The sequence below is a fragment of the Aeromonas sp. FDAARGOS 1403 genome (assembly GCF_019047325.1).
Classification (GTDB): Bacteria; Pseudomonadota; Gammaproteobacteria; order Enterobacterales; family Aeromonadaceae; genus Aeromonas; species Aeromonas dhakensis.
On sequence record NZ_CP077249.1, the window covers coordinates 302166 to 328755 of the forward strand.

Consider the following 26590-nt stretch of genomic DNA (forward strand, 5'->3'; position numbering starts at 1 on the left):
ATAATATGAGCATAATGTGAACAACTCAGATAACGCGACCTTCGCCACCAGGATCCTGGACTGGTATCAGCTCCACGGTCGCAAGACCCTGCCCTGGCAACAGGAGAAGACCCCCTACCGGGTCTGGGTCTCGGAAATCATGCTGCAGCAGACCCAGGTCGCTACGGTCATTCCCTACTATCAGCGCTTCATGGCCCGCTTTCCCGACGTGCTGGCACTGGCCGATGCCCCCATCGACGAGGTGCTGCACCACTGGACCGGGCTCGGCTATTACGCCCGCGCCCGCAACCTGCACAAGGCGGCCCAGCAGATCCGCGACCTCCATGGCGGCCTCTTCCCGGAGCGGCTGGAGGAGGTGATGGCGCTGCCGGGGATCGGCCGCTCCACCGCGGGCGCCGTGCTCTCCCTCTCCCTTGGCCAGCCCCACGCCATCCTGGATGGCAACGTGAAGCGGGTACTCACCCGCTGGCTGGCCCTGCCCGGCTGGCCCGGTCAGAAACAGGTGGAGAACGATCTGTGGGAGCTGGCCATCCGCCTCACCCCCAAGCTCGGGGTGGCCCACTACAACCAGGCCATGATGGACATGGGAGCCACCGTCTGCACCCGCAGCAAGCCCGCTTGCGACCGTTGCCCGGTGCGGGAGGATTGCCAGGGGCTGTCGCAGGGCAATCCCACCGCCTACCCCAACAGCAAGCCCAAGAAGAGCATCCCGGCCCGTACCGGCATCATGCTGCTCATCTGCCACGGTGATCAGCTGCTGCTGGAGAAGCGGCCGCCGCAGGGGATCTGGGGCGGGCTCTACTGCTTCCCCCAGGTGGAGTCGGACGCCGAGGTGGCTGGGCTGTTGCAGCGGCTCGGCCTGACCGGCAGCGAACCCCGCGAACTGGCCGGTTTTCGCCATACTTTCAGCCACTTTCACCTCGACATCCGGCCCATGCTGATCGAAACCGACGCGCCGCCGGCCCCCCTGCTCATGGAAGCGGATAACCGACTCTGGTATAACTTACGCCATCCTGCAGAGGTGGGTCTGGCGGCCGCCACGGCCCGTCTGCTCGCCTATCCGGACTTACAACCATAGAGGTCAACATGAGCCGTACCGTATTTTGCCAGCGCCTGAAAAAAGAGGGCCCGGGTCTCGATTTCCAGCTCTACCCCGGTGAACTCGGCAAGCGCATTTTTGACAATATCAGCAAGGAAGCCTGGACTGAGTGGCAGAAGAAGCAGGTGATGCTGATCAACGAGAAGAAGTTGAACATGATGAACCTCGAGCATCGCCAGCTGCTGGAGAAAGAGATGGTGAACTACCTGTTCGAAGCGGGTGAAGTGGCCATCGACGGTTATACCCCGCCCAGCAAATAACCCGTGAACGGGACCGGCCTGCGCAGGCCGGCCCCGTCGACTCACGGCAACGACGGAAGTGACGGGCGGCCCGCCGCCCAGTTTGAGGACTCTATGGGCCGAATTTTCTGGCTGCTGTGCACCCTGCTGTTTCTCTCTGCCTGCTCATCCTCCCCCAAGCCCAATGGCAACGAGGATGACGATCTCGTCAACGGCAAGGACATCCGCGGCTTTGAACACATGATCAGCGCGCTCTCCCACAATGTGAACGAGATTTGGGGGCGTGAGGCGCTGTTTGCGGGCAAGTTTGACTACGTCAAATACACGGATCAATACAAGAGCCGGGCCCACATCGACTTCTCCAGCGGCCACATCATGGTCGAGACCGTCTCCGGCATCGACCCGCGCTCCCACCTGCGCCGCGCCATCATCGAAACCCTGCTCACCCCGGACGATCCGGCGGAAGTGGATCTTTACTCCGACGCCGAGATCCTGCCCGGCGGCGAGCCCTTCCTTTACGGCCAGGTGCTGGACAACCAGGGCCAGCCGATCCGCTTCGACTGGCGTGCCGAGCGCTATGCCGACTACCTGCTCAACACGGCGATGAAGAAGCGCACCCTCGGCATCCGTACCATCTTCTTCGTCGACATCCCCATGGTGGCCAACCACGAGGACCGGCGGGGCTACAAGTACGCCAGCCTGATCCGGGAAGCCTCCCGCAAGTACGGGGTGGCGGAGAGCCTGATCTACGCGGTGATCAAGACCGAGAGCAGCTTCAACCCCTATGCGGTCAGCCATGCCAACGCCTACGGCCTGATGCAGGTGATCCCGGCCACCGCCGGGCGGGACGTCTACGTGCGGGTCAAGGGCAAGAGCGGCCAGCCGACCCGGGAGGACCTGTTCAACCCGGCCTACAACATCGACGTCGGAACCGCCTACCTGCACCTGCTGCAGACCGTCTATCTGGTGGATATCCAGGATCCGCGCTCGCGTCGCTACGCCGTCATCTCGGCCTACAACGGCGGTGCCGGCGGGGTGCTCAATACCTTCTCCAGCGACCGCAAGGCGGCGCCCGGCATGATCAACCAGCTCTCGCCCGAGGCGGTCTACCAGATCCTGACCGAGCAGCACCCCAAGGCGGAAGCCCGCCGCTATCTCTACAAGGTCAACCAAGCCGAGAAGGGGTTCAAGCGCACGCTGGCCCGCACCGGCTGACGCCGGGATACGATATGCAAAAGGGCGCCTCATTGAGGCGCCCTTGTTACGTCTGGCGTGCGGAGTCAGCTCTTATTTGGCGATGAAACCACCCTTGCTCTGCGGGGCTGCACCTACCTTCTCCAGCTTCTCCACCTCCACTTCGGTCTTGTTCCAGCTGTGGTCCACCTCGCCACGGATGCGGATCAGATCGTCCGGGCCCACTTCGGTGCCACGCCACACATCCTGATCCACTTCCACCTCCACCTCGCCACTGGCGTCGCGGAACAGATAGTTCTCGCCGCCCAGGTGCTTGACCAGCTTCCCTTCCAGGGTGGCCCAGCTGTCATCGGCCAGATCCTTCAACTGCGCGACGGACACCTTGTTCTGCTCCTGCGGGCCGGTATATGCCGCCATGGCGAAAGAAGAGATGGACATCAGGGTCAACAGACCGATTACGCTTGCCTTGTTCATTTCATGCTCCTGTCATTGGGTACGGGTGCAGTCTGCCTGCCGGGGCGTGAAACAAACGTGAAGCCTCCCCATCTGGGGGAAGGGGATGTGACCGTAATCGATTTAATCAGCCCGCACTGCTGCGAAATAAAATTCGGCCTTATACCCTGCAAGATGGCAAAACAGCTTCCCAGCACCTTTGCCTATCGAGGAACAGCCTGCAGGCACCACCTGCTTCCAATCAATGAGAACAACAAGATGAAGAAATGGTTTGTGTGTTTATTGGGACTCTTCGCGCTGACAGTTCAGGCAGCCGACAGTCGCCCCGCCTTCTCCCGGATCGTGATGTTTGGCGACAGCCTCTCCGACACCGGCAAGATGTACAGCAAGATGCGCGGTTATCTCCCCTCCAGCCCTCCCTACTATCAGGGCCGCTTCTCCAACGGACCGGTCTGGCTGGAGCAGCTGACCCGGCAGTTCCCGGGGCTGACCATCGCCAACGAGGCGGAGGGGGGCGCCACCGCGGTGGCCTACAACAAGATCTCCTGGAATCCCAAGTATCAGGTCATCAACAACCTGGATTACGAGGTGACCCAGTTCCTGCAAAAGGACAGCTTCAAGCCCGATGATCTGGTGATCCTCTGGGTCGGCGCCAACGATTACCTGGCCTATGGCTGGAACACCGAGCAGGATGCCAAGCGGGTGCGCGACGCCATCAGCGATGCGGCCAACCGCATGGTATTGAACGGCGCCAAGCAGATTCTGCTGTTCAACCTGCCGGATCTGGGTCAGAACCCCTCGGCCCGCAGCCAGAAGGTGGTCGAGGCGGCCAGCCATGTCTCCGCCTACCACAACCAGTTGCTGCTGAACCTGGCACGCCAGCTGGCCCCCACCGGCATCGTCAAGCTGTTCGAGATCGACAAGCAGTTCGCCGAGATGCTGCGCGAGCCGCAGAACTTCGGCCTGAGCGACACCGAGAACGCCTGCTACGGCGGTGGCTATGTGTGGAAGCCGTTTGCCTCCCGCAGTGCCACCAGTGTCGCCAGCGACAGCAGCCTCTCCGCCTTCAACCCGCAGGAACGCCTCGCCATCGCCGGCAACCCGCTGCTGGCCCAGGCCGTGGCCAGCCCCATGGTGCGGCGCAGCGCCAGCACCCTCGACTGCGAAGGCAAGATGTTCTGGGATCAGGTTCACCCCACCACTGTCGTGCACGCCGCCCTGAGCGAGCGGGCCGGTGCCTTCATCGAGGCTCAGTACGAGTTCCTCGCCCATTGATGACAAAGGGCCGACGACAGTCGGCCCTTTTTGTTACATGGCCCAGCCCTCACAGGCTGGCACCACTCAGCGATAGCGCTTCACGATGCCGTCGTAGATGCCGTTCTGCTTGATGGTGACCAGCGCCTCCTGCAGCCGCTTGACCACCTCGGGCGAGGTTTTCAGACTCGCCGCCACGTAGAGATCCCCCCCGGTAAAATCCTCGATGTCGTGCACTATCTTGAGGGTGGACGGCCCATAGCCCGCCTGGCGCGCATAGTAGTAGGCCGTCTCCTGCGACACCGGCCAGAGATCGATGCGCCCCATCAACAGTTTGAGCAGATTGGCTTCATGGTTGTTGTTGCGCTGCAGGTTGGAAAAATTGCGGCTGATGAGGTACTGCTCCAGCGCGTCGTTGCGCACCGTGCCGATGGACCAGGCTCGCGCCTGTGACAGCTGGCTAAAGGGCTTGATATCGTCGCGCTTGGCCAGGGCGAACACATGGAAGTCGATACGCGCTATCACCCCGATCCACTGGAACTGCGCCTCCCGTTCTGGGAAGCGGCTGATGCTGTAGATGAGCACGTTGGGACGGCTGCGCGCCAGCGAGATGGCCCGCGCCCAGGGGTAGATGTCCAGACTGTATTCGAAGCCGGCCTCTTCCAGCATGGCCTCCACCACCTCGGTGCCCAGCCCCTTGACCTCGGCCTCTTCCAGATAGTTGTAGGGGGCATAGTCTTCGGTCACCACCTGCAGGGTCTCGGCCGCCCAGCCCGGCACCAGCCACAATGCCCAGCACAGCCATATCCACCTGATGTTCATGCTCACCTCGCTGCAGACCCGCCTCGATTAACTATTGCGTCCCCTCGGCAGAGCGCAAATCACGGCGGCAAATTGCGGCGATGAAAATCACATTATGTTTTATATCAGTTGCTTGAGAACCCGGAGAAAGCGACTACCCTTACTCTGTTGTGGCTGTGCTATAAGCCCGACCCATAAGGAGAGGCGACCTCGTCAACCTCCCCTCAACAATATGAAATTGCAGAGGCTCAACATGAATAAAACACTGATTACCTTGCTGGTTTCAGGCTTGCTTGCGGCCAACGCCCAGGCAGCCGGACAGGACAACACCTGGTATGGCGGTGCCAAGCTGGGTTGGTCCAACTTCTATGGCGTCGATCACAACCAGGACATCAAGGACAACTACGCCATCAGCGAAGAGGACAAGAACGATGTCGGCGCCGGCGCCTTCCTCGGCTATCAGGTCAACCAGAACCTGGGCTTCGAACTGGGTTACGACTGGCTCGGCAAGTACAAATACACGGCGACCGACAAGCTGATCCCCACCGACATCGGCCGGGACGAGATAAAAGCCCAGCTGGCCCAGCTCACCATGAAGATCGGCATGCCGGTCAGTGACAGCCTGGATCTCTATACCCGCCTCGGTGGCGCTTACGCCTGGACCGACAGCAAGCAGTTCGACAATGACAACGGCGCCGCCTTCGTCGGTGCCCTGGGCGCCGAATACGCCTTCAACCGTGACTGGGCCGCCCGCCTCGAGTACCAATACACCACCCCGCTCGGCGACAACTCGCTCGACAAGACCGGGGCCGAACTCGACAACGGCCTGCTGGCGGTCGCCGTGGTCTATCGCTTCGGCCAGGTCGCCCCCGTGGTGGCGGCGCCGATGCCGGCTCCGGCCCCCGAACCCGTGATGGTCGACAAGCAGTTCACCCTGAGCTCGGACGTGCTGTTCGACTTCAACAAGGCGACCCTCAAGCCGGCCGGTGGTCAGGCGCTGGATAACCTCTACAGCCAGATCGAGCAGGCCAGACCCAAGGATGGTGTCGCCACCGTGATCGGCTACACCGACCGTATCGGTTCCGATGCCTACAACCAGAAGCTCTCCGAGCAGCGTGCCCGGACCGTCGCCGACTACCTGGTCGGCAAGGGTCTGCCGGCAGACAAGGTCAACGTGGAAGGGCGCGGCAAGGGCAATCCGGTCACCGGCGACAGTTGCACCAGCAAGTCCAAGCGCGAGCTGATCGTCTGCCTGGCCCCGGATCGCCGGGTCGAGGTCAAGGTCGAAGGGATCTCCGAAGTGCAGCAGTGATCCTCGCCGGTGGGTAACCACCCCAATACAAAAAAACGGGAGGCCAAGGCCTCCCGTTTCATTTTGAGTCGGTGCATCGACATGTCGTCAGGCGCCCTTGCGCACCTCGGCCGCAATCTGGTCGAGCAGTTGCTGCCAGCCAGCCCCCAGCTCGCTCACCAGAGTGCCGTAGCCATCGGCAGGCAGCACCCGCACCTGCTGGAAGGGGACGTCACGCAGGACAGAGCCCTCTTCGGTCAGCAGGCGCCAGCGGCCGCTCAGCACGGCGCGACCGTCGTGGCGGCCCTGGAAGCGCTCCACCGAGATGGTCAGCACCGGCCCCTTGCGGGCTCCATCCTGCCGCACCACCCAGCCCGGCAAGCGGCTGGAGAGGCCGTTCAGGGTCAGCTGATCGAGCTGGGCATCCAGCGACCCCGCCCAGCGATGGTATTCGGCGAAGTGCAGCTCCTTGCCCTCCAGCTGATAGACCAGGCTCATCCGATCCAGCTGGCCGGACAGAGAGACAGGTTTGAGCACCAGCTGATGCTGCGGCTGCGCCACCACGGCAGCCGGTTGCTGCGCCTCGGCGTCGAGGGAGTAGTAGTGCAGCTGCGTCGGTGCCGCGCTGCAACCCGCCAGCAGGCCCAGCAAGGCCAGCGTCATCATCCGTTTCTTCATCATTGACCTCGCTTGGGCTCGGGATCACGGGGACGAGCCCGATCGAAAATCAACGAGCTCGGCTGCTCGTTGAGCGAATGTACCAACGGCTGCAACTCGCGCATCAGCTGGTTGAGCGACTGCACCGACTGCCGCAGATCCTGGTTGGTCTGGGAGTTGGCATCATACTCCTGCAGCGTGCTCTGCAGCTGTTTCAGGCTGTCGTTGAGGGACGCCGGCAACTGCTGGGTCGCGCTCTGACCGGTGAACTTGTTCAGGTTGGCACTCAGCGCACTGACATTCTTCAGGGTTTGATCCAGGGTCGCCAGGGTGTGGTTGACCTGGTTCAGGGTCTGGGCGGTGTCCATGTCGACGAACTTGTCGAGGATCTGGTTCACCTTGCGTTCGATCTGATCCAGCCCTGCCTGCACGGTCGGGAATACCTGATAGCCCGCCAGCTTGGTGGGCTGGAACTTGGGCGCATCGGGGTAGAAGTTCAGATCCACCACCTTGCCCCCGGTCAGCAGGCTGGAGGTCTTGAGCGTCGCCCGCAACCCCTCCTTGAACTGCTTGCCGAACAGGGCGCGCCACTGCTCTTTCTCCGCGTTGGCATAGCGATGGGAGAGACGCTGTACCTCGATCCGCGCCAGCACCGGGATCTGCCGGCTCTGGAACATCTGCACCCCTTTCTCGTCGATGAGATAGGGCGCCGAGATGACGGTACCGACCCGGATGCCGCGATACTCCACCGCCGCGCCCGGGTGCAGGCCGCCGACGCTGTCCTCGAACAGGAACACGTAGTCGATGAACTGGTCCAGGCTACCGGCCAGCACGCTGGCCTGATCCTGGAACAGGGTGAAGTCGTCCATCTGCTTGACCGGCTCACCGGGTGCCCAACCAGGGGGCAGCCCCATGGTGATGCCGCCGTCCAGCAGGCTCTCCAGCGAATCCATCTTCACCTTCATCCCCTCGCTGCTCATGGAAACTTCGAAGCCCGGGGTCATCCAGAAGCGGGAGTTGCTGCTCACCAGCACGTCATAGGGGGCGTTGATGAAGATCTGGTACTGCATCTCGCTCTTCTCGGGCAGGAACTTCGCCTCTTCCACCTGGCCTATGGTGAAGCCCTGGTAGTTGATGGGCGAACCCACCCCGAGCGCCCGGGTATCCCGGCTGCTCAGCGATAACCGCAACCCCTTGGCGTCCTGCGAGGCCAGCGGCGGTTTGTCCAGCATGGCGTACTCATCGCGCGCCTTGCCCTTCTTGCCGGGGGCCAGCTCGATATAGGCGCCGGAGAGCAGGGTGCCTAGGCCCGACACCCCTTCGCGTCCCACCCGCGGCTTGACCACCCAGAACTGGCTGTCCTTCTTGAGCATGCCGGCGGCGGCATTGGTCAGGCGGGCCTTCAGCACCGCGTGGCTGTAGTCATCGCTGAGCTCCACCGCCTCGATGCGACCCACCTCCACCTCGCGGGAGCGGATCATGGTCTTGCCCGCTACTATGCCTTCGGCCGTTGCCACCGTCAGGGTGAAACTGGGACCTTGCGAATACCAGTGCTGGAACAGCATCCAGATCCCGATGAACAGCGCCAGCAGCGGCACCATCCAGATTGCGGCGGCCGAGCTCAGAAAGTCCGAGCCAGGTTTCCACCTCTTCTTACGCTCACTCACGTTCGCGTTCTCCTTGTTGTAAATCCCAAATCAGGCGGGAATCGAAACTCATGGCTGCCACCATGGTCACCAGCACCACACCTGCAAAAGCGACGGCCGCAGGGCCCGGATAGATGGTCATCAGGTTGTCGAGCCGGATCAGGCCCGCCAGGATGGCCACCACGAAGACGTCGATCATCGACCAGCGCCCCACAAATTCAGTCATGCGATAGAGCTTGAGCTTGCCAAGGGGCGAGGTGCCCTGCCCGCGCTGCACCATGTAGCAGAGCCACAACAGCGCCAGGATCTTCACCAGCGGCACTACCACGCTGGCGAAGAAGATCACCGCCGCGATGGGATAGGAGCCCATGGCCCACAGCACCAGCACCCCGCCCAGAATGGTGGAGGGGCTGTCATCCCCGAGGAAGACGGTATCCATGATGGGATAAAGGTTGGCCGGCACATAGAGGATGATGGAGGTAAAGAGCAGGGCCCAGGTACGGTTCAACCCGCCCGGCTTGCGGCTGTGCAGATGCTCGCCGCAGCGTTTGCAACTGTGGGCACCGGCTTCGCTCAGGGCGCCGCAGATGTGGCAACCCACCAGACCGGCGCTCATGGCGCTGGCCTCTTCGTCATCCACCGTCACGCCATGCGGCTCGCTCGGCCCGAACAGCCGCTGCCACAGCCACATCTGGTCCAGCGACGAGATCATCTTGATCAGCAGCAGGGTGTAGCCGACGAAGGCCCAGAACGACAACCCCATCTTGATGTCGGCCATCCCCATCAGTTTGACCAGGGAGATGAGCACCCCGATGAGGAAGACATCCACCATCAGCCAGGGCTTGATCCGGCACAGCAGCCGACCGAGAGAGCGCAGGGCATTGCTGTGCAGATCCTTGTCGACCCGCCACAGCACCAGCATGATGGAGCCCATGTAGACCAGTGGCAGGCCGATGAGGGTCAGGCTCAGCACGGCCCCGAGGAACAGGTAGCCCTGATCCACCAGGGTGGTGATGCACTGCAGGAAGGTCATCTCCTGCCCCACCCCCTTGGCGGAGAAGGACATGAAGGTAAAGGCGTTGGAGAGCACGAACATGATGATGGCCGCAAAGCCGTAGGCGATGGGCCTGCGCTCCTGCTCCGGCAGATGGCGGCTCAGGGTATGACCGCAGCGCGGACAGCTGCTCGCCTCCCCCACGGCCAGCGTGGTGGCCGGCACCAGCAGGTCGCACTCTTCGCACGCGGTGGCGTCATGGGTATAGGTGGGTTGATGTTGGTGTGAAACCGGATGCAAGATGAAACCCCAGCATGAGGCCCGCCACGGGGCCAGAACCGCCAATTATTACAGCAGCAGCCCGTGCCGACCAGCCCTCTCATTGCACCACCCCGACCGGGCGTGAGAATGACTTTGACAAGCAAGTGACCATTTAGCACAATCAAACGCCACTTTTTTTCCGCGGGACAATAATTTATGACAACTGAATCCCCAAGCTACTCCACGATCGAGCAAGCCTTCTCCCTCGGGAACGGGCAAGATTCTGCCCTCAACTGGTTGCGCAAAAACCGCAGTCAGGTCGCCATCTTCCTGGTGAGCGGCATCAAGCTGGAGGGGACCATCAGCGGTTTCGACCAGTACAGCGTGCTGCTGACCGATGCCCATGGCAACCAGCAGTTGGTCTACAAGGCCAAGATCTCCACCATCGCCATGCACTCCGGCCGGCCGCAGGTCAATATCCAGCGTGCTCGCAAGCCTCGCGTCTCCATGGCGCCGCGCCCCCACGGCGCACCCGGTCGTTACGACGACAACCAGGGCGGCAACAGCGACCAGTAAGGCCATGCCCATGTCACCCCGCGACCATCGCTGCGTCAGAGGGTGACCGAGTCCATTCCCATTTGTCATGACAGTCCCGTATGGGAATGGACTTTCTACCTCAGCGCCCATGATGACGCTCTCTGCCCAGATTCAATGCGGCAGCTTCAATACTGCAAGCCGACCGGTCTGCCCTCCCTGACCATGCAGGTCTGCATCCCCGCAGCCTGACCGGCCTGTACGCCAATCCCCGTGTCCTCGAACACCAGACAACCCGCCGGATCGACCCCCAGCTTGCTGGCCACCAGCAGGAAGGTATCCGGGTGGGGTTTGTGCAACTCGACATCATCGGCCGTCACCACCACGGAGAAGTAGCGATCCAGCCCGGTATTGCGCAGCACGGCGGCGGCGTTGACCCGCGGTGAGCCGGTGCCGATCCCCATGGGGATGCGACCATGATAACGCTCGACCAGTGTCTGCATGGCCGGGAAGACGGTTGCCTTGTGCAGGTTGGCCACGTAGTGCTCGGTCTTGCAACGGGTCACGATGAGCGGATCCAGCACGATCTGCTGCTGCTCGGCCACCAGCAGGGCTATCTTGCGGCTCGGCATGCCACCCAGTTCATAGAACCAGTCGGGATCGAAGTGAAAGCCAAACTCCCGGGCCGTGTGCGCCCAGGCGGCGAGGTGCAGCGGCATGGAGTCCACCAGGGTGCCGTCGAGGTCGAATACCAGGCCTTGAAAGCCGGAGAGGGTCATGGTGCGGGATCCGTGTCTGAAAAAGGGCCCCCATTCTAGCCAGAGCCCCTCTCGCTCGCCACGGCCTAGGTGGCGAGAAACGCTTGCCCCCACATTTGTGCCTGAAAATAGATGGGAGTCAGCTTGGCGGGATCCAGCTGATAGTTCGGCGCCAGCTGGGCCAGCAGTGGCCAGTTGCCCTGTTCATAGCACTTCACCAGCTGAAACAGATGAAACAGCGGCCCCTCGCGGGACTCCAGCGCTCGCTTCACGTCCTTGGGCAGATGGGCCTTGAGCTGTTCGGAGAGCAGCGAGCCGTCCAGCACCAGCCCCACCAGGAAGGCCCAGCTGGCGGCGGACTTGCCGAGCGCGCTCAGGGCGATCAGCTCGCAGAAGCGGCCGCGGGCAATGGCCATGCGGGTGCAGGCCTCCGGAATGTGCTGGCTGACCCTGGCCAATCCGTAGATGAGCACGAACTTGCGGATCTCCTGCTCCCCCAGATAGGAGAGCGCCCGGTTAACCGAGACGATGGGGCTGGCATGATCGAAACCGGGAGCGTTGACGTAGCTCAACAACTGCCCCGGCAGCCAGGCATCCTGCTGCAGCAGGGTCGCCACCCGGGCGAAGGAGAACTCCTCGTGACAGATGAGCTGCAGTATCTCCTGCACCAGCTTCATGTCAGGCTGGGCGGCGCGCTGGTTCACCAACTCGGGGCGTGCCAGGAAGCCGCCGGCAAAGAAGTCGACCCCTGCCTCCTTGAGCGGCAGAAAATCCCCCCAGCTCTCGATGCCGAGGGCCATCCGCTTGTGTTCGGTCGGCTGACGGATCCCCTCCTCCCCCATCCAGAACACCAGCAGACGGGAGGCGCTGAGCCAGCGCTGCTCGCGCTGGGCACCGTGCACCGCCAGCCGGCGCCGGTAGTCGCGCCACTGCTCCAATACGGGAAAAGAGGTGGGCAACCGTTCGGCCGAAGCCTCTACCAGTGGAATGGTGTCCTGATCGAACAGCAGGGGGCGCAGCTCATCGAGCTGTTCGTGGGTGAAAGGCAGCAGATATTGGCGCCCCTGTGCCAGCAGCCGGCACTGGGCGGCCAGCAGGGGCCATTCGGCAGGGTCGGCAAGCTGATAGTCAATGCCATAGGCCACGAGAGCGAGACGACGGTTGAAGATGGGATAACGACGTAACAACATGGGCTCACCGATAGGCTAGCGTACACGCCCTCCCCTGCGATTTGGCATGATAGAGCGCCTGATCGGCCTGTTCGGTCAGGCTCTGCCATGTTCCATCCAGCGAGGGAACCAGATAGCTAAAGCCTATGCTAACCGTAATGAAATCAGCAACTCGGGAGGCCGGATGCGGGATTTTTAATTCACTGAGCCCCTGGTGAATCTGTTCCGCCAGCCGCTCCGCCTCACCGGGTTGCGGACCGCACAGCAGGATCACGAACTCCTCGCCGCCGTAACGCGCCACCAGATTGGTACGCCGCCGTTCCGCATCCTGCAGCAGGGCGGCCACCTGTTGCAGACACTGATCCCCCTTGGCATGGCCGAAGTGGTCGTTGTAGGACTTGAACTCGTCCACGTCGATCATCAGCACCGCCAGCAGACTCTGGTGCCGGCGTGCCCACTCCCACTCCCGCTGCATGGTGAGATCCCACTGGCGACGGTTGGCGATGCCGGTGAGGGGATCTTCCAGCGACAGCATGGAGAGCCGTTTGTTGGCCTCCGCCAGTGCCCGGTTGCTCTCCGCCAGTTGCATGGTGCGCTCGCTGACCCGCTGCTCCAGCTCGCGGTTGAAACGCTCGAGTGCCGCCTGGGTACGCTGGCGGATCAGCAACTGGGAGAGCATGGCGGCATACTGCTTGAAGATCTCGCTCTGATAAGCCTTGAGCGGTCGGCGCCACAGCAGGTTGTCGGCGGCGATCCAGCCAATGGGGGTGGCCCCGTCCCACAGCGAGACCATGGCATTCCAGCCACGCCCCACCTCCTGCTTTTCGTAGTAGAGCGGCGCGTCCTCCAGCACCAGCACATAATCCTTGCGGCGCAGCGCCTCCTGCACCGTGGGGTGATCAGGGATCGGGCTGATGAAGTGGTGCTCGTCGATCAGCTCGCCCACCTCGTTGGTGCCCCAGGTGCCGTGCATGGTCTTGAACTCGGCATCCACCAGAAAGATGGCGATGCGGTCGAACTGCAGCTCCTGACGAGCCAGCGCCACCGCATCGTGCAGCAGCTGGTGTTCACTGTCACAACGCGCCAGCTTGACTCCCACCTGATGCAGCGCCTGCAGCATGCTGAGGAAAGAACCTTGCAGCGCCTGGCTGCGGATGAGGTCGGCCTGGGTGTGCAGCCGCTGATCCCGCTCCAGATCGACCTGGCTGGCCAGCAGCCGGCTCTCGAGCTCGGCGGCAAGATAGTGCATCAACAGCTGGATGCCCTGTTGCTGGCGCCGGGGCAGGCGATCGATGCGGCGGCGGGTCTCCAGGTAGACCACGGCCTCCAACCCCTTGTGGCGCTTGAGCGGGAAACAGGCGCGCAGGCGCACCGTCTGTGGCTCGACCGTTTCCCAGAGCTCGTTGTGCTGGGCGAGCGGCTCCACCATCAGTTGTCCCTTGTCGAGGGCGTGTTCGATGAAGAGGATCGGTAACTTGAGGGGGACGATGGCATCGGCCGTCAGGCTGACCAGCCCCTGATCGAGCTGGAAGCTGTAGAGCTGCGACTCGGGGGCGCGCAGCCACAAATAGATCTGTTCGGCTTCGGTTTTTTCCCTGATTGCCGCCAGTGTCACTTCACAGAGGTGTTCAAAGCTGGTGAAGTGCTCTGGATCCCATTCCTGCATGCCTGCCATCCTTGGTTGTATCCAAGCGAGTATATCGGCAAAGCCTGCATTTTAATTGACTGGCCAGTCAAAAGCGCGATCCAGAGCCCATTTTTTATAACAAATTCAAGGCGTGCATCGCCTCGCGGATGCGGGTACGCGTTGCCTCGGAGAGCGGCATCACCGGCAGGCGGCACTCCTCGCTGCAAAAACCCAGCAGGGAGACGGCATACTTGGCACCGGCCGGGCTCGGCTCGGCAAACATCGCCTGATGCAGCGGAATGAGTTTGTCTTGCAGTTCACGCGCAGCTTGCCACTGGCCGGCCAGCGCCAGGTTCTGCACCTCGGCCACCAGCTTGGGGGCCACGTTGGCCGTCACCGAGATACAACCCTGACCACCGCCGATGTTGTAGGCCACGGCGGTGGCATCCTCACCGGAGAGCCAGGCGAATGGCTTCTTGATCAGCTGGCGCTCCACCCAGGGACGGGCCAGATCGCCGGTCGCATCCTTCACCCCGACGATGCGCGGCAGCTCGGCCAGGCGGGCCAGGGTCGCCGGCTGCACGTCGACGATGGCGCGCGGCGGGATGTTATAGACGATGATGGGCTTGCTGGTGGCGTCGTGCACCGCCTTGAAGTGGTGATAGAGCCCCTCCTGATTGGGGCGGTTGTAGTAACCGGCCACGTGCAGGGTGGCATCGGCCCCCATCTGCTCGGCATAGCGGGTGTATTCGATGGCTTCAACCGGGTTGTTGGAACCGGCCCCGGCGATCACCGGGATGCGGCCAGCCACCAGTTTGACCACCAGCTCCACCACCCGGCAATGCTCGTCGTGGGTCAGGGTCGGACTCTCGCCCGTGGTGCCCACCGGCACTATGCCGTGGGTACCCTGCTCGATATGCCACTCCACCAGACGCGCCAACGCCTCTTCATCCAGCTTGCCCTGTCGAAAGGGGGTAATCAGGGCGACGATTGAACCTTTGAACATGGAATTTCCTTCTCCGTTGACTCATGAATGTGGCAATAAAAAACCCCGGTACGATGTGCGCAACCGGGGTTTGAATCTGCTCAGGGATGAGAGGTTACGCGCGAACGTCGGCAGGCCCGAATGTCAGGCTTTTTTTATGCTTTCGTTTCAACCCGTTGAACCGCATTGCGTCATCTCTGCTCAAAAAATGGTGTCTGGGCATATTTCGGGAACACGGCATAAATGTCAAGGCGAAAGCGGCTATGTATAATGGCCGCCCAAAATTGCGTGGAGAGACCCGATGAGCAGCCCGATCAGTGCCGTCAGCCAGATGCTGGAACGAAACCAAGCCCTCTTTGTCGGCAAGCGGCTGCTGGTGTGCGGCGCCCTGGAGGATGACTATCCGCGCCAGCTGGCAACCCTGACCCACTCCCTCACCGTGTTTACCACGGATTACTGCTATTACCGCAGCCAGCAGGCCGCGCTGGGCGACGCCATCCTGTTCGATCACCAGCTGGGTGGCGCCCCCCGCTTCGATGCCCTGCTGCTGCTGATGCCCAAGGCCAAGGCCGAGGCCCAATACCTGCTGGCCATGATGACCCCGCTGCTGGAAGCCGGTGCCGAGCTGTTCCTCGCCGGCGAGAACCGCGGCGGCATCAACGGGGCCGACAAGCTGCTGGCTCCCTATGGCGAGAAGCCGGTCAAACGCGATTCGGCCCGTCGCTGCTCCCTCTATCACGGCGAACTGAGCAAACCGGTGGCCCCGTTCGAGCTGGACGCCTGGTTTGGCCGCTACCAGTGCCAGGCTGGCGATACCGAGCTGACCGTGCTGGCCCTGCCCGGCGTGTTCAGTGCATCCGAGCTGGATCTGGGCAGCCAGATGCTGCTGGCCAGCCTGCCGGCCATGCAGGGAACGCTGCTCGATTTCGGTTGCGGTGCCGGGGTGATCGGCTCTGTGCTGGCCAAGCGCAATACTGAACTCAGGGTCACCATGGTGGACATCAACGCGCTGGCGCTGGAATCCAGCCGCCGTACCCTGGCTATCAACGGTCTGCAGGGCGCGGTGCGGGCGTCCGACGTCTATTCCGACATCCAGGAAAAATTTGACCGCATCGTCTCCAACCCGCCGTTCCACGCCGGTCTCAAGACCTTCTACGCCGCCACCGAAACCTTCCTGGCCAAGGCGCCGGAGCATCTGTCGCAGCAGGGCACCCTCACCATAGTTGCCAACGCCTTTCTGCGATATCAGCCTATACTGGAGACGCACTTCAAACGGACGGAAGTGATCAGTGGCGATGCCAAATTCAAGGTCTATCTGAGCAAAGTGTAAATAAGTGTAAGCAGTCACCGGAAACAGGTAGAGAGCCCCATACGGGATCTGATAAGGTAATTGACACACCTCAAACCACCCCTTTAGGGGTGTTTTTTTGCAGCAAGCTGAAAACCTTTTCATAGTATGAATTCAGGGAGAGAAATACGATGGCAGGCATACTCACCATGATCCTGGCGGGCGGCGAAGGTACTCGCCTCCAGCCACTCACCACCACCCGCAGCAAGCCCTCGGTTCCCTTTGGCGGCAGCTACCGACTGATCGACTTCGTGCTCAACAACTTCGTCAACGCCGACTTCCTGCGCATCTACGTGCTCACCCAGTTCAAGTCCCAGTCCCTCTATCTGCACATGAAGAAAGGGTGGAATATCGTCGGCATCACGGATCGCTTCATCGACCCCATTCCGGCCCAGATGCGGATGGGCAAACGCTGGTATGACGGCACCGCCGACGCCATCTATCAGAACCTGCGCTTCATCGAGATCTCCGACCCCGAGCACGTCTGCATCTTCGGCTCCGACCACATCTACAAGATGGACGTGAGCCAGATGGTGAGCTTCCACAAGCAGAAGGCTGCCGCCCTGACCGTCGCCGCCCTGCGCATGCCCATCGAGGAGGCGAGCGCCTTCGGGGTGATCGAGGTGGATCAGGAGGGCCGGATGATCGGCTTCGAGGAAAAACCCAAGCGGCCCAAGCACATCCCCGGTGATCCCACCCAGGCGCTGGTCTCCATGGGCAACTACATCTTCGAGACCGAGTCGCTCTATCGCGAACTCAAGCGCGACGCCGCCGAGGAGAACTCCAGCCACGACTTCGGCAAGGACATCATCCCCAGCCTGTTCCCGCGTGCCCCCGTCTATGTCTACGACTACAGCACCAACGTGATCCCGGGCGAGAAGCCCAACGTCTACTGGCGCGACGTGGGGACGCTGGACTCCTACTGGCAGGCGCACATGGACCTGGTGGCCGACGATGCCCCCTTCTCCCTCTACAATCGCAAGTGGCCGCTGCATACCCACTATCCGCCGCTGCCGCCTGCCACCTTCGTCGACACCGACGACTGCAAGGTGAAGATCGCCAACTCCTTGATCTCCGGCGGTTGCTTCATCCAGGGCAGCCAGATCCAGCGCTCCATCCTGGGTTTTCGCTGCAACATAGGCCCTTGCAGCCACATCAGCGAGTCGGTTCTGCTCGGTGACGTGAAGATTGGCGAGGGCTGCTCCATCCGCCGCGCCATCATCGACAAGAACGTTGAAATTGCGCCCGGCACCGTGATCGGTGAAAATCTGGACCATGACAGAGAGCGATTTACCGTGTCCGAAGGCGGTATCGTCGTGGTACCTAAGGGAGCAAGAGTTGGCTATTAACCCACTGAAAATCCTGTTCGTTGCCTCGGAAGTTGAGGGGCTTGTGAAGACCGGAGGCCTGGCGGACGTGGCCAGAGCCCTGCCGCTGTACCTGGCCCAGAAGGGACATGATGTCAGGATCATGCTCCCCTTCTACAAGACGATAAAGCGACGGGATGAGGCCAAACTGCTGGTCTCGCGCTGGTTGCCAACCCACCCGGGCCTGCCGGATATCGGCTATCGCATCTATCAAATGGATCTCGAAGGGGTCTGTGTCTACCTGCTCGACTGCCCGCAGTACTTCGATCGCCCCCAGCTCTATGCCGAAAACAACCAGGCCTATCCGGACAACGGCGAGCGTTTCGCCTTCCTGGCCGCCGCCGCGCTGCACGCCTGCGAGCAGCTCGCCTTTGCCCCCGACATAGTGCACTGCAACGACTGGCACACCGGCCTGCTGCCGCTGCTGCTGAAAACCCGACACGCCCACAACCCCTTCTTCCAGCACACTCGCAGCGTGATCAGCATTCACAACGCGGCGTTCCAGGGGGTGTTCGAGCGCCAGCAGTTCTGGGCCGTGCCCGAGATTGCCGACTACGAACAGCGCATCAGCTATGACTACGGCCACGTCAACCTGCTCAAGTGCGGGGTGCTCTATGCCGACAAGATCAACGCGGTCAGCCCCAACTATGCCAGCGAATTGCTGACCCACCTGGGGGCCCACGGCATGGCCAGCGTCTTCCAGCAGCGGGCGGCGGATCTGCGCGGCATCCTCAACGGCTGCGACTATCAGGACTGGGATCCGGCCTTCGACGACTTTCTGCCGGCCACCTATGACGTCGACAACCTGGCCGGCAAGGGCGTCTGCAAGCAGAGCCTGCAGCAGGAGCTGGGCCTGCCGGTGGTGGACCTGCCCATCTACGGCATGGTGTGCCGGCTGACCGAACAAAAAGGCGTGCATCTGCTGCTGCCGGTGCTGGACAAGTTTCTCCATCACAAGGTGCAGGTGGTGATCGTCGGCTCGGGAGATCCCTCCCTCGCCGCCCAGCTGCACACCCTGGCCCAGCAATTCCCGGACCGGCTCGCCTTCATCAATACCTATGACGACCGGCTCGCCCACCTGGTGGAGGCTGGCGCCGACTTCTTCCTGATGCCCTCCCTGTTCGAGCCGTGCGGTCTCAACCAGATGTACAGCCTGGCCTACGGTACCCTGCCGCTGGTACGGGCGGTCGGCGGCCTGAAGGATACGGTGGTGGACTGGGATGCCGATCCGGCACATGCGACCGGCTTCTGCTTCAACGATCCGACCGCCAACATACTGCTCGATGCCATGCGCCGCAGCCTGCTCTATTACCTGCAGGACCCCGAGCAGTTTGCCCGGGTTCAGCGCAATGCCATGAACACCCGTTTCAACTGGCCCGATTCGGTCATCCAGTACGAACAGATGTATCGGGACGCCCTGGCTCGCCAGTGACGCTAATTGCTGAAGTTTTGTCCCCTTGATGCTGCTTTGGGCGTCAACAGCGAAAAAAGTACCTTCTGGCTGTTGACGCCCCCCCAAAACTCTATAGAATCCCCCACCGCAGTGATGCGAAGGTGGCGGAATTGGTAGACGCGCTAGCTTCAGGTGTTAGTGTCCCACGGATGTGAGGGTTCGAGTCCCTCTCTTCGCACCATACTGCAACATGCTCTTATCAGACGGCATGTAAATTCAGACTGATAACCCGATGTGCGAAGGTGGCGGAATTGGTAGACGCGCTAGCTTCAGGTGTTAGTGCCCCCCGGGTGTGAGGGTTCGAGTCCCTCTCTTCGCACCATGCTTTTATCAGACAGCATGTAAATCCAGACTGATAACCCGATGTGCGAAGGTGGCGGAATTGGTAGACGCGCTAGCTTCAGGTGTTAGTGCCCCCCGGGTGTGAGGGTTCGAGTCCCTCTCTTCGCACCATGCTTTTATCAGACAGCATGTAAATCCAGACTGATAACCCGATGATGTGCGAAGGTGGCGGAATTGGTAGACGCGCTAGCTTCAGGTGTTAGTGCCCCCCGGGTGTGAGGGTTCGAGTCCCTCTCTTCGCACCATGCTTCTGGCATGTAAAACGCAGAAAATGCGCTCCAACCGCATTTAAAAACCAGCTGGAGAAATCAGTGTGCGAAGGTGGCGGAATTGGTAGACGCGCTAGCTTCAGGTGTTAGTGTCCCACGGATGTGAGGGTTCGAGTCCCTCTCTTCGCACCATTCATTATGCAAAAGGCCCATCACGAAAGTGACGGGCCTTTTGTTTTTAACCCTTGTTATGACTATGCTTTTGACGACTCACCGCCCATCGTCATGCCAAGGAATGCATATGATACTGGATACCGACATTCACAACTTCTACGAACATCTGGTGCTCAAGGAGATTGAGAAGCAGGGGCTCAGCCAGACGCTGAGCGCCAACCAGATGGCCGATCTCTGCTGCCTGACCCTGAACCAGCTCCCCTCCCACTATATTCGCCACGACGTCGACATGATCTACTTCCTGACCGATGCCAAGCGCAACGAGATGGAGAAGAACGTCATCACCTCCCTCAAACAGGCGCTGGAAAAGGTGCAGAACGCACCGGCCACTTCGTCATAACCAGGGCTGCTGCCAGACAAGGGCCGCCACTCCGGTCATGCCGGCTACCGGCAACAGGATCAGCGCTGGTCTCAGCCTGGGTTCGAACATGACCCAGGCGGCCAGCAAGAAGCCCAGACTCCATACCCCGTACTCCCTCTCCTGACCCCAGATCAGGATGGCCAGCAGCCCGATCAGCAGCATGGCCCTCACTATCCATCTCATGACACACTCCCCTCCAACAACTGATAACAATTATCATTTGCATTTTATGAGTATGCAATCGGACTTTCCTATCGGAGTCGAATGTCCCATCGGGGCAGACAGAGCACTCAAAAACGGGTTATGAGATCAACTAAATTGTAAGTTTTTCAATCAAAATTGCATTTTTGCCAAATCAGTTGGGATTTGTCCCCCCTGGTTTGTGGTAGATTGCGGCCTCTTTTTGGGTGGGCCCCTCGGGATACGTGTATCCACAGGACGAGAGGGACCGACCTTGGCGAGCAAGAGTTTAGGAAGTATCTATGCAAAACCAACACAACCACATCCGATTGCCGGGCATGTCGCAGGTGTTTGCCTGTCTGGCCATTTTCCTGGCCCTGGCCTTCTCCTTCACCAGCGTGCTCGACCTGCCAATCCAGTTGGCACTGTTCATCGCCTGGTTTGTCATCATGGGGCTCGGCATCAAGCTCGGCCATGATTACAAATCCCTGGAGCAGGCAGCCGTCGACGGTGTCGCCAAGGGGATGGGGGCCATCCTGATCCTGGTCTCCGTCGGTGCCCTGGTCGGCACCTGGATTGCCGGCGGCATCGTCCCCAGCATCATCTACTTCGGCCTCAAGGTGATTCACCCGTCCATCTTCCTGCTGGCGACCCTGATCATCTGCTCTCTCACCTCGCTGGCCACCGGCACCTCCTGGGGCTCGGCCGCCACCGCCGGCATCGCCATGATGGGGATCGGCCACAGCCTGGGGGTGCCCGCGCCGCTGGTAGCGGGGGCCGTGCTCTCCGGCGTCTACTTCGGTGACAAGCTCTCTCCGCTCTCCGACTCCGTGGTGCTGGCCTCGACCATGTCCAACGTCGACGTGATGGAGCACATCAAGGGGATGCTGCCCATCAGCCTGTTCTCCTATGTCATCACCGCCGCCCTGTTCACCGTGGTCGGCATGCAGTACTCCGGCAACGTCAGCCTGGAGCAGGTCAACCTGGTGATGGAGGCGCTCGACAAGCAGTTCAACATCACCCCGCTGGCCATAGTCCCGGTGGTGCTGGTGCTGGGCCTGTTGGCCAACCGCAAGCCCGCCTTCCCGGTGATCAGCTTCGGCGCCCTGCTGGGCCTTGTGTGGGCCATCCTGTTCCAGGACATGGATCCGGTGAAGGCCATGCACTCCGCCTACAGCCCGTTTGCCATCACCTCCGGTGTCGACTTCATCGACAACATCCTGGGCCGTGGCGGCATGGAGTCCATGCTGGGCTCGGTGGCCGTCATCATCTTCGGTCTGGGCTTTGGCGGCCTGCTGGAGAAGGTCGGCATCCTGGAAGTGATCGCCAGCGCCTTCGAGAAGCGCATCAAGGGTGCCGGCAGCCTGACTACCCACACCATAGGCACCGCCTTCCTGGCCAACGTGTTCGGCTCGGCCATGTATGTGTCGCTGATCCTGACCCCCAAGATCATGGCCAAGAACTACGACCGGCTGGGGCTGGCGCGCAAGAACCTCTCCCGCAACGCCGAGTTTGGCGGCACCCTCACCTGCGGCATGGTGCCCTGGAGCGACAACGGCATCTTCATGGCCGGGGTCCTCGGGGTGGCCACCCTCGACTACCTGCCCTACATGTGGCTCAGCTTCACCTGCATCATTGTGACCATCACCCTCGCCTATCTGGGCAAGGCGGTGAACCGGATCCCGGTGATCGAGGCGGCCAGCTCCCGCTAACCGCCGGAAAAACCATGACAAAGGCGCCAGCACGGCGCCTTTTGTCTGGGCGCGATTCGAGGTTAAGCTGGCACTCACCTTGATCGCACGCGGCAGGACGCCCAGATGAACTTCACCTTTCGCCAGATCCGCTATTTCGTGGCGGTGGCCGACAGCTTCTCGGTCAGCCGCGCCGCTGCCGAGCTGCACATCTCCCAGTCGGCAGTCACCAGCTCCATCCGCGAGCTGGAGAGCGAGCTCGGCGCCCCCCTGTTCGATCGCAACCCGCGCGGGGTCAGCCTCACCACTCAGGGCCACCAGTTTCTGCTCCACGCCCGTCGCATCCTCGGCGCCATGACCGAGGCGAGCCACTCCCTCAAGGCGGTAGCCCAGCAGGATCAGGGGCGGCTCACTATCGGCGTAACGACCCTGGTGGCCGGCTACTACCTGTCGGAGGCGCTCGGCCGCTTTCGCCGCGCCTTCCCGGCGGTACAGATCGAGGTGAAGGAGGACGAGCAGCCCTATCTCGAGCACCAGATCGTCAACGGCGAGGTGGACGTGGGGATCCTGATGACCAACCGCACTATCCGCCAGGAGGCGTTCGATACCGAGCTGCTGACCCGCTCGCCGCTGCGGGTCTGGCTCGCCGCCAATCACCCGCTCTGCGCCGAGTCGACCCTCTCTCTCAAGGCGCTCGGCGAAGAGCCCATGATCTCGCTGACCGCCGACCAGCTGGATCAGATCATTGGCGGCGGCCTGCGCCGTTACGGCATAGCGCCGCGCATCGTGCTACGGACCGCCTCGGTGGAAGCGGTGCGCAGCCTGGTGGCCAGCCAGCTCGGGCTCGCCCTGCTGCCGGACTTTGCCTACCGCCCCTGGTCGCTGGAGCAGGAGCGGGTCGAGGCCCGCGCCATCAAGGAGCCGATCCCCGCCATCGACATCGGCCTGGTGTGGCGGCGCGGTTCACGGCTGGAGTGGACCGCCCGCGAGTTCATCGACATAGTGCGGGATCAGAGCCGGCTGCGGGCTCGGCAGGCACTGCCTCGCTAGCCCTCTCTTGCCGGGCGACCACTAAAATTCAGATTCATCTGCACTCGATATCGATTTAGCAGATACCTTTGGCGTTAAAAATTGAAATTCTCATTGCTCAGCGCTTCTCCTACGCTCATGACTGGTTAACAGGATGTTAATTGTCAGCGTGGCATCACCACAGTGCCCGCCCCAGCAAGGAGAGCAAGATGAAACTGACCCCCCTCACCCTGGCCCTGATCCCCGCCCTGCTGGCAGGCCAGACCCAGGCAGCCCCCACCACCCTCGGCAAGGGTGAAGGCCAGCTCAACATAGTGGCCTGGGCCGGCTACGTGGAACGCGGCGAGACCGACAAGAACTACGACTGGGTGACCGGCTTCGAGAAAGAGACCGGCTGCAAGGTCAACGTCAAGACGGCGGCCACCTCGGACGAGATGGTGGCCCTGATGAACGAGGGGGGCTTCGATCTGGTGACCGCCTCCGGCGACGCCAGCCTGCGCCTCATCGCCGGCGGCAAGGTGCAGGCGCTCAACCTGGCGCTCATCCCGAGCTACAGCAAAATTGATCCCCGCCTGCAGAATGCCCCCTGGCACACGGTGGACGGCAAGCACTACGGCGTGCCCTACCAGTGGGGCGGCAACATCTTGATGTACAACACCAAGGTGTTCCCCAAGGCGCCCGACTCCTGGAGCGTGGTGTTCGAGGAGCAGACCCTGCCGGACGGCAAGTCCAACAAGGGTCGGGTGCAGGCATTTGACGGCCCCATCCACATCGCCGATGCCGCCCTCTATCTGATGAGCCACCAGCCCGCGCTCGGCATCAAGGATCCCTATGAGCTGAACGAGGATCAGTACAAGGCCGCCCTCGACCTGCTGCGCCAGCAGCGCAAGCTGGTGGGACGCTACTGGCACGATGCCTTCGTCCAGATCGACGACTTCAAGAACGAGGGGGTAGTGGCCTCTGGCTCCTGGCCCTTCCAGGCCAATACCCTGATAGCCGACAAGCAGCCCATCGCCACTACCGTGCCCAAGGAAGGGGTCACCGGCTGGGCCGACACCAGCATGGTCCACAGCGAGGCCAAGAACCTCACCTGTGCCTACAAATGGCTGGAGCACTCCCTCAACAACAAGCTGCAGGGGGATCTCGCCTCCTGGTTCGGCTCAGTGCCCGTGGTGCCGGCCGCCTGCGAGGGCAATGCCCTGCTCGGGAAAGAGGGGTGCAAGACCAACGGCATCGACAACTTCGATCGGGTTCGCTTCTGGCGTACTCCCGTCTCCCAGTGCAAGAGCCAGGGAACCTGCGTGCCGTATTACCGCTGGGTTTCGGACTATATCGCCATCCTGGGTGGTCGCTGAAGTTGCCTGAGTAAATGCCGATATGGGGCCGGACAGGAGTCCGGCCCGCTTCCCACACAGACAAGGACGTCCCATGAACGCCGTACAATTTGACCGGGTCAGCCGCCACTATGGCGAGGTGAAGGCGGTCGACGACATCTCCTTCCAGATCCCGGCCGGCGAGTTCTTCACCCTGCTGGGGCCGAGCGGTTCCGGCAAGACCACCTGCCTGCGGATGATCGCGGGCTTCGAATACCCGAGCGAGGGGGAGATCCGGCTGTTTGGTGATCCCTGCTCCACCGTGCCCCCCTATGATCGCAACCTCAATACCGTGTTTCAGGACTACGCCCTGTTTCCCAACATGGATGTGCGCGACAACATAGGCTACGGCCTGATGCTCAAGGGCGTGGCCAAGGCGGAGCGCTACCGCAAGGTGGACGAGATGCTGGAGCTGGTACGCCTGCCCGGCGTCGGCAACCGCAAGCCCGGCCAGCTCTCCGGCGGCCAGCGCCAGCGCATCGCCATCGCCCGGGCGCTGATCAACCAGCCGCGCATCCTCTTGCTGGACGAGCCGCTGGGGGCGCTCGACCTCAAGCTGCGCGAGCAGATGCAACTCGAGCTCAAAGCCTTGCAGCGCCAGCTCGGCATCACCTTTATCTTCGTCACCCACGACCAGCAGGAGGCGCTCTCCATGAGCGACCGCATCTGCATCTTCAATCAGGGCAAGATCGAGCAGATCGCCGCGCCGGACACCATCTACGACGCCCCCGCCACCCCCTTCGTCGCCCGCTTCGTCGGCACCGTCAACCTGTTCGAGGGAGAGCAGGCCCGCCGTCTGTGCGGTGATGAGCGCCAGATGATGGTGCGCCCGGAGCGGATCCGGCTCGCCGAGGCCGGTACGCCCGGCTGGTCCGGGGAGGTGCGCGAGGTGGAGTACCTCGGCCCCTTCGTGCGCTACCGGGTCGATCTCGGCGAGCAGCTCGAGCTTATCGTCAACCACCCCAACGAGGGCCAGGCCCGCCTGCCCCGTGGCACCCGGGTCAGCCTCAGCTGGCCGGAGCAGGCGATCCACCGTCTGCACACCGCCCCTCTGGGAGCTCAACCATGAGCGCCCCCCACAGTGCGAGCCTTGCCATGAGCCAAGCTACCGACCCCGTTCGCGTCAGGCCGCTGCGGCGCCTCTCCACCCTGCTCTATGGCCGCTCCGGCCTGCTGCTGGCCATCCTGCTGGGGCCGCCGCTGCTCTGGCTCGGCATCATCTATGTCGGCTCCCTGCTGATGCTGCTCTCCAACGCCTTCTTCGGGCTGGACGAGTTCAGCGGCCAGATCCGCCACGAACTGGGGCTGCAGAACTTCGTCGCCCTGCTGCGGGCGGAGAATCTGGACGTGATCCTGCGTACCGTCGGCATGTCGCTGCTGGTAACCCTGGCCTGCGCCCTGCTCGGCTTCCCGGTGGCCTACTACATGGCGCGCTACACCAGCGGCAAGACCCGGGCCCTGTTCTACGTCGGCATCATGCTGCCGCTCTGGTCCAGCTATCTGGTGCGGGTCTACGCCTGGAAGCTGATCCTGGCCAAGGAGGGGGTCGTCAGCTGGCTGGCCGACACTCTGGGACTGGATTGGCTGCTCGACGCCATTCTCTCGCTGCCGGTGATCGGCGGGCCGTCGCTCTCCTTCTCGCGCATCGGTACCTTCATCGTGTTCGTCTACGTCTGGCTGCCCTTCATGATCCTGCCCATCCAGGCGGCGGTGGAGCGGATCCCGCGCTCTTTGCTTGAGGCGAGCGGCGATCTCGGGGCGACGCCTGCCCAGACCTTCCGCACCCTGATCCTGCCGCTGGCCCTGCCCGGCGTGGTAGCGGGCTCGATCTTCACCTTCTCCCTGACGCTGGGGGACTACATCATCCCAGGCATCATAGGCAACTCGACCATGTACATAGGTCAGGTGGTCTACATGCAACAGGGCACGGCGGGCAACCTGCCCTTCGCCGCCGCCTTCTCGCTGGTGCCGATCCTCATCATCGCCATCTACCTGACCATCGCGAAACGCTTGGGGGCCTTCGATGCGCTCTAATCAACCC

The 26590-nt window shown here is 62.1% G+C and carries 25 protein-coding genes and 5 tRNA genes; 20 read left to right on the forward strand and 10 right to left on the reverse strand.

The features are described 5' to 3' along the window. Positions 1 to 16 precede the first annotated feature (16 nt). The 3 genes from mutY to mltC all read left to right on the forward strand — a co-directional run bounded on the left by mutY (position 17) and on the right by mltC (position 2553). Positions 17 to 1078, forward strand: a complete 1062-nt coding sequence (mutY, locus tag I6L33_RS01520) for an A/G-specific adenine glycosylase (RefSeq protein WP_216973439.1) — start codon at positions 17 to 19, stop codon at positions 1076 to 1078. Positions 1079 to 1086: 8 nt separating this feature from the next. Then, positions 1087 to 1359: an oxidative damage protection protein gene (locus tag I6L33_RS01525; RefSeq protein WP_005305420.1), complete on the forward strand. Its 273-nt coding sequence runs from the start codon at positions 1087 to 1089 to the stop codon at positions 1357 to 1359. A 93-nt stretch (positions 1360 to 1452) separates the two neighbouring features. Beyond that, entirely contained in the window at positions 1453 to 2553 is a 1101-nt protein-coding gene (gene mltC, locus I6L33_RS01530; RefSeq protein ID WP_005305423.1) for a membrane-bound lytic murein transglycosylase MltC, read from the forward strand. 72 nt (positions 2554 to 2625) lie between these two features. Here mltC and I6L33_RS01535 read toward each other — a convergent pair whose 3' ends face one another. After that, entirely contained in the window at positions 2626 to 3006 is a 381-nt protein-coding gene (locus I6L33_RS01535) for a YgiW/YdeI family stress tolerance OB fold protein (RefSeq protein WP_005305426.1), read from the reverse strand. A gap of 237 nt (positions 3007 to 3243) precedes the next feature. Between I6L33_RS01535 and I6L33_RS01540 the strand changes: the two genes are divergently transcribed. Beyond that, positions 3244 to 4260, forward strand: coding sequence for an SGNH/GDSL hydrolase family protein (locus I6L33_RS01540; RefSeq protein WP_005305430.1), 1017 nt, complete (start codon positions 3244 to 3246; stop codon positions 4258 to 4260). Positions 4261 to 4326: 66 nt separating this feature from the next. Here the strand turns inward: I6L33_RS01540 and I6L33_RS01545 are convergent, their stop codons facing one another. Next, positions 4327 to 5061: an ABC transporter substrate-binding protein gene (locus tag I6L33_RS01545; RefSeq protein ID WP_216973440.1), complete on the reverse strand. Its 735-nt coding sequence runs from the start codon at positions 5059 to 5061 to the stop codon at positions 4327 to 4329. A 232-nt stretch (positions 5062 to 5293) separates the two neighbouring features. Here I6L33_RS01545 and ompA point away from each other — a divergent pair, with 232 nt between their 5' ends. After that, on the forward strand, positions 5294 to 6352 hold the full coding sequence (gene ompA, locus I6L33_RS01550; protein ID WP_005305437.1) for a porin OmpA: 1059 nt from the start codon (positions 5294 to 5296) through the stop codon (positions 6350 to 6352). 87 nt (positions 6353 to 6439) lie between these two features. Here ompA and I6L33_RS01555 read toward each other — a convergent pair whose 3' ends face one another. Genes I6L33_RS01555 through I6L33_RS01565 form a run of 3 tightly spaced genes read right to left on the reverse strand, consistent with a single transcriptional unit; the run spans position 6440 to position 9928 of the window. Beyond that, positions 6440 to 7009, reverse strand: coding sequence for a membrane integrity-associated transporter subunit PqiC (locus tag I6L33_RS01555; RefSeq protein WP_017778389.1), 570 nt, complete (start codon positions 7007 to 7009; stop codon positions 6440 to 6442). Continuing rightward, a complete protein-coding gene (gene pqiB / locus I6L33_RS01560; RefSeq protein ID WP_005305443.1) occupies positions 7009 to 8655 on the reverse strand; it encodes an intermembrane transport protein PqiB in 1647 nt (548 codons plus the stop codon). Before pqiB ends, I6L33_RS01555 begins: the two co-directional genes overlap by 1 nt. Then, entirely contained in the window at positions 8648 to 9928 is a 1281-nt protein-coding gene (locus tag I6L33_RS01565) for a paraquat-inducible protein A (protein WP_216973441.1), read from the reverse strand. Before I6L33_RS01565 ends, pqiB begins: the two co-directional genes overlap by 8 nt. A gap of 177 nt (positions 9929 to 10105) precedes the next feature. On the opposite strand from I6L33_RS01565, the gene hfq reads away from it, so the two are divergent. Beyond that, positions 10106 to 10465 (forward strand): RNA chaperone Hfq, encoded by a 360-nt coding sequence (gene hfq, locus I6L33_RS01570; protein WP_005305447.1) that lies wholly within the window; start codon positions 10106 to 10108, stop codon positions 10463 to 10465. A 146-nt stretch (positions 10466 to 10611) separates the two neighbouring features. Here the strand turns inward: hfq and I6L33_RS01575 are convergent, their stop codons facing one another. The 4 genes from I6L33_RS01575 to dapA form a co-directional block, all read right to left on the reverse strand. Beyond that, positions 10612 to 11202, reverse strand: coding sequence for an HAD family phosphatase (locus I6L33_RS01575; RefSeq protein WP_019839023.1), 591 nt, complete (start codon positions 11200 to 11202; stop codon positions 10612 to 10614). Positions 11203 to 11267: 65 nt separating this feature from the next. After that, the gene (locus tag I6L33_RS01580; RefSeq protein ID WP_019839024.1) at positions 11268 to 12371 is read right to left on the reverse strand and encodes an EAL and HDOD domain-containing protein; all 1104 of its coding nucleotides are present in this window, start codon (positions 12369 to 12371) and stop codon (positions 11268 to 11270) included. A gap of 4 nt (positions 12372 to 12375) precedes the next feature. Continuing rightward, entirely contained in the window at positions 12376 to 14016 is a 1641-nt protein-coding gene (locus I6L33_RS01585; RefSeq protein ID WP_216973442.1) for a diguanylate cyclase, read from the reverse strand. A 94-nt stretch (positions 14017 to 14110) separates the two neighbouring features. Beyond that, positions 14111 to 14983 (reverse strand): 4-hydroxy-tetrahydrodipicolinate synthase, encoded by an 873-nt coding sequence (gene dapA, locus I6L33_RS01590; protein WP_216973443.1) that lies wholly within the window; start codon positions 14981 to 14983, stop codon positions 14111 to 14113. 280 nt (positions 14984 to 15263) lie between these two features. On the opposite strand from dapA, the gene rsmC reads away from it, so the two are divergent. From rsmC to I6L33_RS01635, 9 genes are all read left to right on the forward strand, one after another. Then, positions 15264 to 16292, forward strand: a complete 1029-nt coding sequence (rsmC, locus tag I6L33_RS01595) for a 16S rRNA (guanine(1207)-N(2))-methyltransferase RsmC (RefSeq protein WP_216973444.1) — start codon at positions 15264 to 15266, stop codon at positions 16290 to 16292. A gap of 149 nt (positions 16293 to 16441) precedes the next feature. Continuing rightward, complete coding sequence (glgC, locus tag I6L33_RS01600; protein WP_005305468.1) at positions 16442 to 17659, forward strand: glucose-1-phosphate adenylyltransferase; 1218 nt, start codon at positions 16442 to 16444, stop codon at positions 17657 to 17659. Continuing rightward, complete coding sequence (gene glgA, locus I6L33_RS01605; protein WP_195879315.1) at positions 17649 to 19109, forward strand: glycogen synthase GlgA; 1461 nt, start codon at positions 17649 to 17651, stop codon at positions 19107 to 19109. The genes glgC and glgA overlap by 11 nt, the downstream gene beginning before the upstream one ends. Before the next feature lie 116 nt (positions 19110 to 19225). Next, positions 19226 to 19311: transfer RNA gene (locus I6L33_RS01610), tRNA-Leu, on the forward strand. A gap of 55 nt (positions 19312 to 19366) precedes the next feature. Then, positions 19367 to 19452: transfer RNA gene (locus I6L33_RS01615), tRNA-Leu, on the forward strand. 45 nt (positions 19453 to 19497) lie between these two features. Beyond that, a tRNA-Leu gene (locus I6L33_RS01620) sits at positions 19498 to 19583 on the forward strand. A 48-nt stretch (positions 19584 to 19631) separates the two neighbouring features. Next, a tRNA-Leu gene (locus I6L33_RS01625) sits at positions 19632 to 19717 on the forward strand. A 70-nt stretch (positions 19718 to 19787) separates the two neighbouring features. Next, positions 19788 to 19873, forward strand: a tRNA-Leu gene (locus I6L33_RS01630). Between the two features lie 109 nt (positions 19874 to 19982). Continuing rightward, positions 19983 to 20255: a late competence development ComFB family protein gene (locus tag I6L33_RS01635; RefSeq protein ID WP_024943142.1), complete on the forward strand. Its 273-nt coding sequence runs from the start codon at positions 19983 to 19985 to the stop codon at positions 20253 to 20255. Here I6L33_RS01635 and I6L33_RS01640 read toward each other — a convergent pair. Continuing rightward, positions 20250 to 20459 (reverse strand): hypothetical protein, encoded by a 210-nt coding sequence (locus tag I6L33_RS01640; RefSeq protein ID WP_017766456.1) that lies wholly within the window; start codon positions 20457 to 20459, stop codon positions 20250 to 20252. The genes I6L33_RS01635 and I6L33_RS01640 overlap by 6 nt on opposite strands. 299 nt (positions 20460 to 20758) lie before the next feature. On the opposite strand from I6L33_RS01640, the gene nhaC reads away from it, so the two are divergent. The 5 genes from nhaC to I6L33_RS01665 all read left to right on the forward strand — a co-directional run bounded on the left by nhaC (position 20759) and on the right by I6L33_RS01665 (position 26583). Further along, entirely contained in the window at positions 20759 to 22168 is a 1410-nt protein-coding gene (gene nhaC / locus I6L33_RS01645) for a Na+/H+ antiporter NhaC (protein WP_005305478.1), read from the forward strand. Between the two features lie 105 nt (positions 22169 to 22273). Continuing rightward, on the forward strand, positions 22274 to 23197 hold the full coding sequence (locus tag I6L33_RS01650) for a LysR family transcriptional regulator (protein WP_216973445.1): 924 nt from the start codon (positions 22274 to 22276) through the stop codon (positions 23195 to 23197). Positions 23198 to 23385: 188 nt separating this feature from the next. Next, a complete protein-coding gene (locus I6L33_RS01655; protein ID WP_216973446.1) occupies positions 23386 to 24531 on the forward strand; it encodes an ABC transporter substrate-binding protein in 1146 nt (381 codons plus the stop codon). 73 nt (positions 24532 to 24604) lie between these two features. Next, on the forward strand, positions 24605 to 25618 hold the full coding sequence (locus tag I6L33_RS01660) for an ABC transporter ATP-binding protein (RefSeq protein WP_216973447.1): 1014 nt from the start codon (positions 24605 to 24607) through the stop codon (positions 25616 to 25618). Beyond that, positions 25615 to 26583, forward strand: a complete 969-nt coding sequence (locus I6L33_RS01665; RefSeq protein ID WP_216973448.1) for an ABC transporter permease — start codon at positions 25615 to 25617, stop codon at positions 26581 to 26583. Before I6L33_RS01660 ends, I6L33_RS01665 begins: the two co-directional genes overlap by 4 nt. The last annotated feature ends 7 nt before the right edge of the window (positions 26584 to 26590 follow it).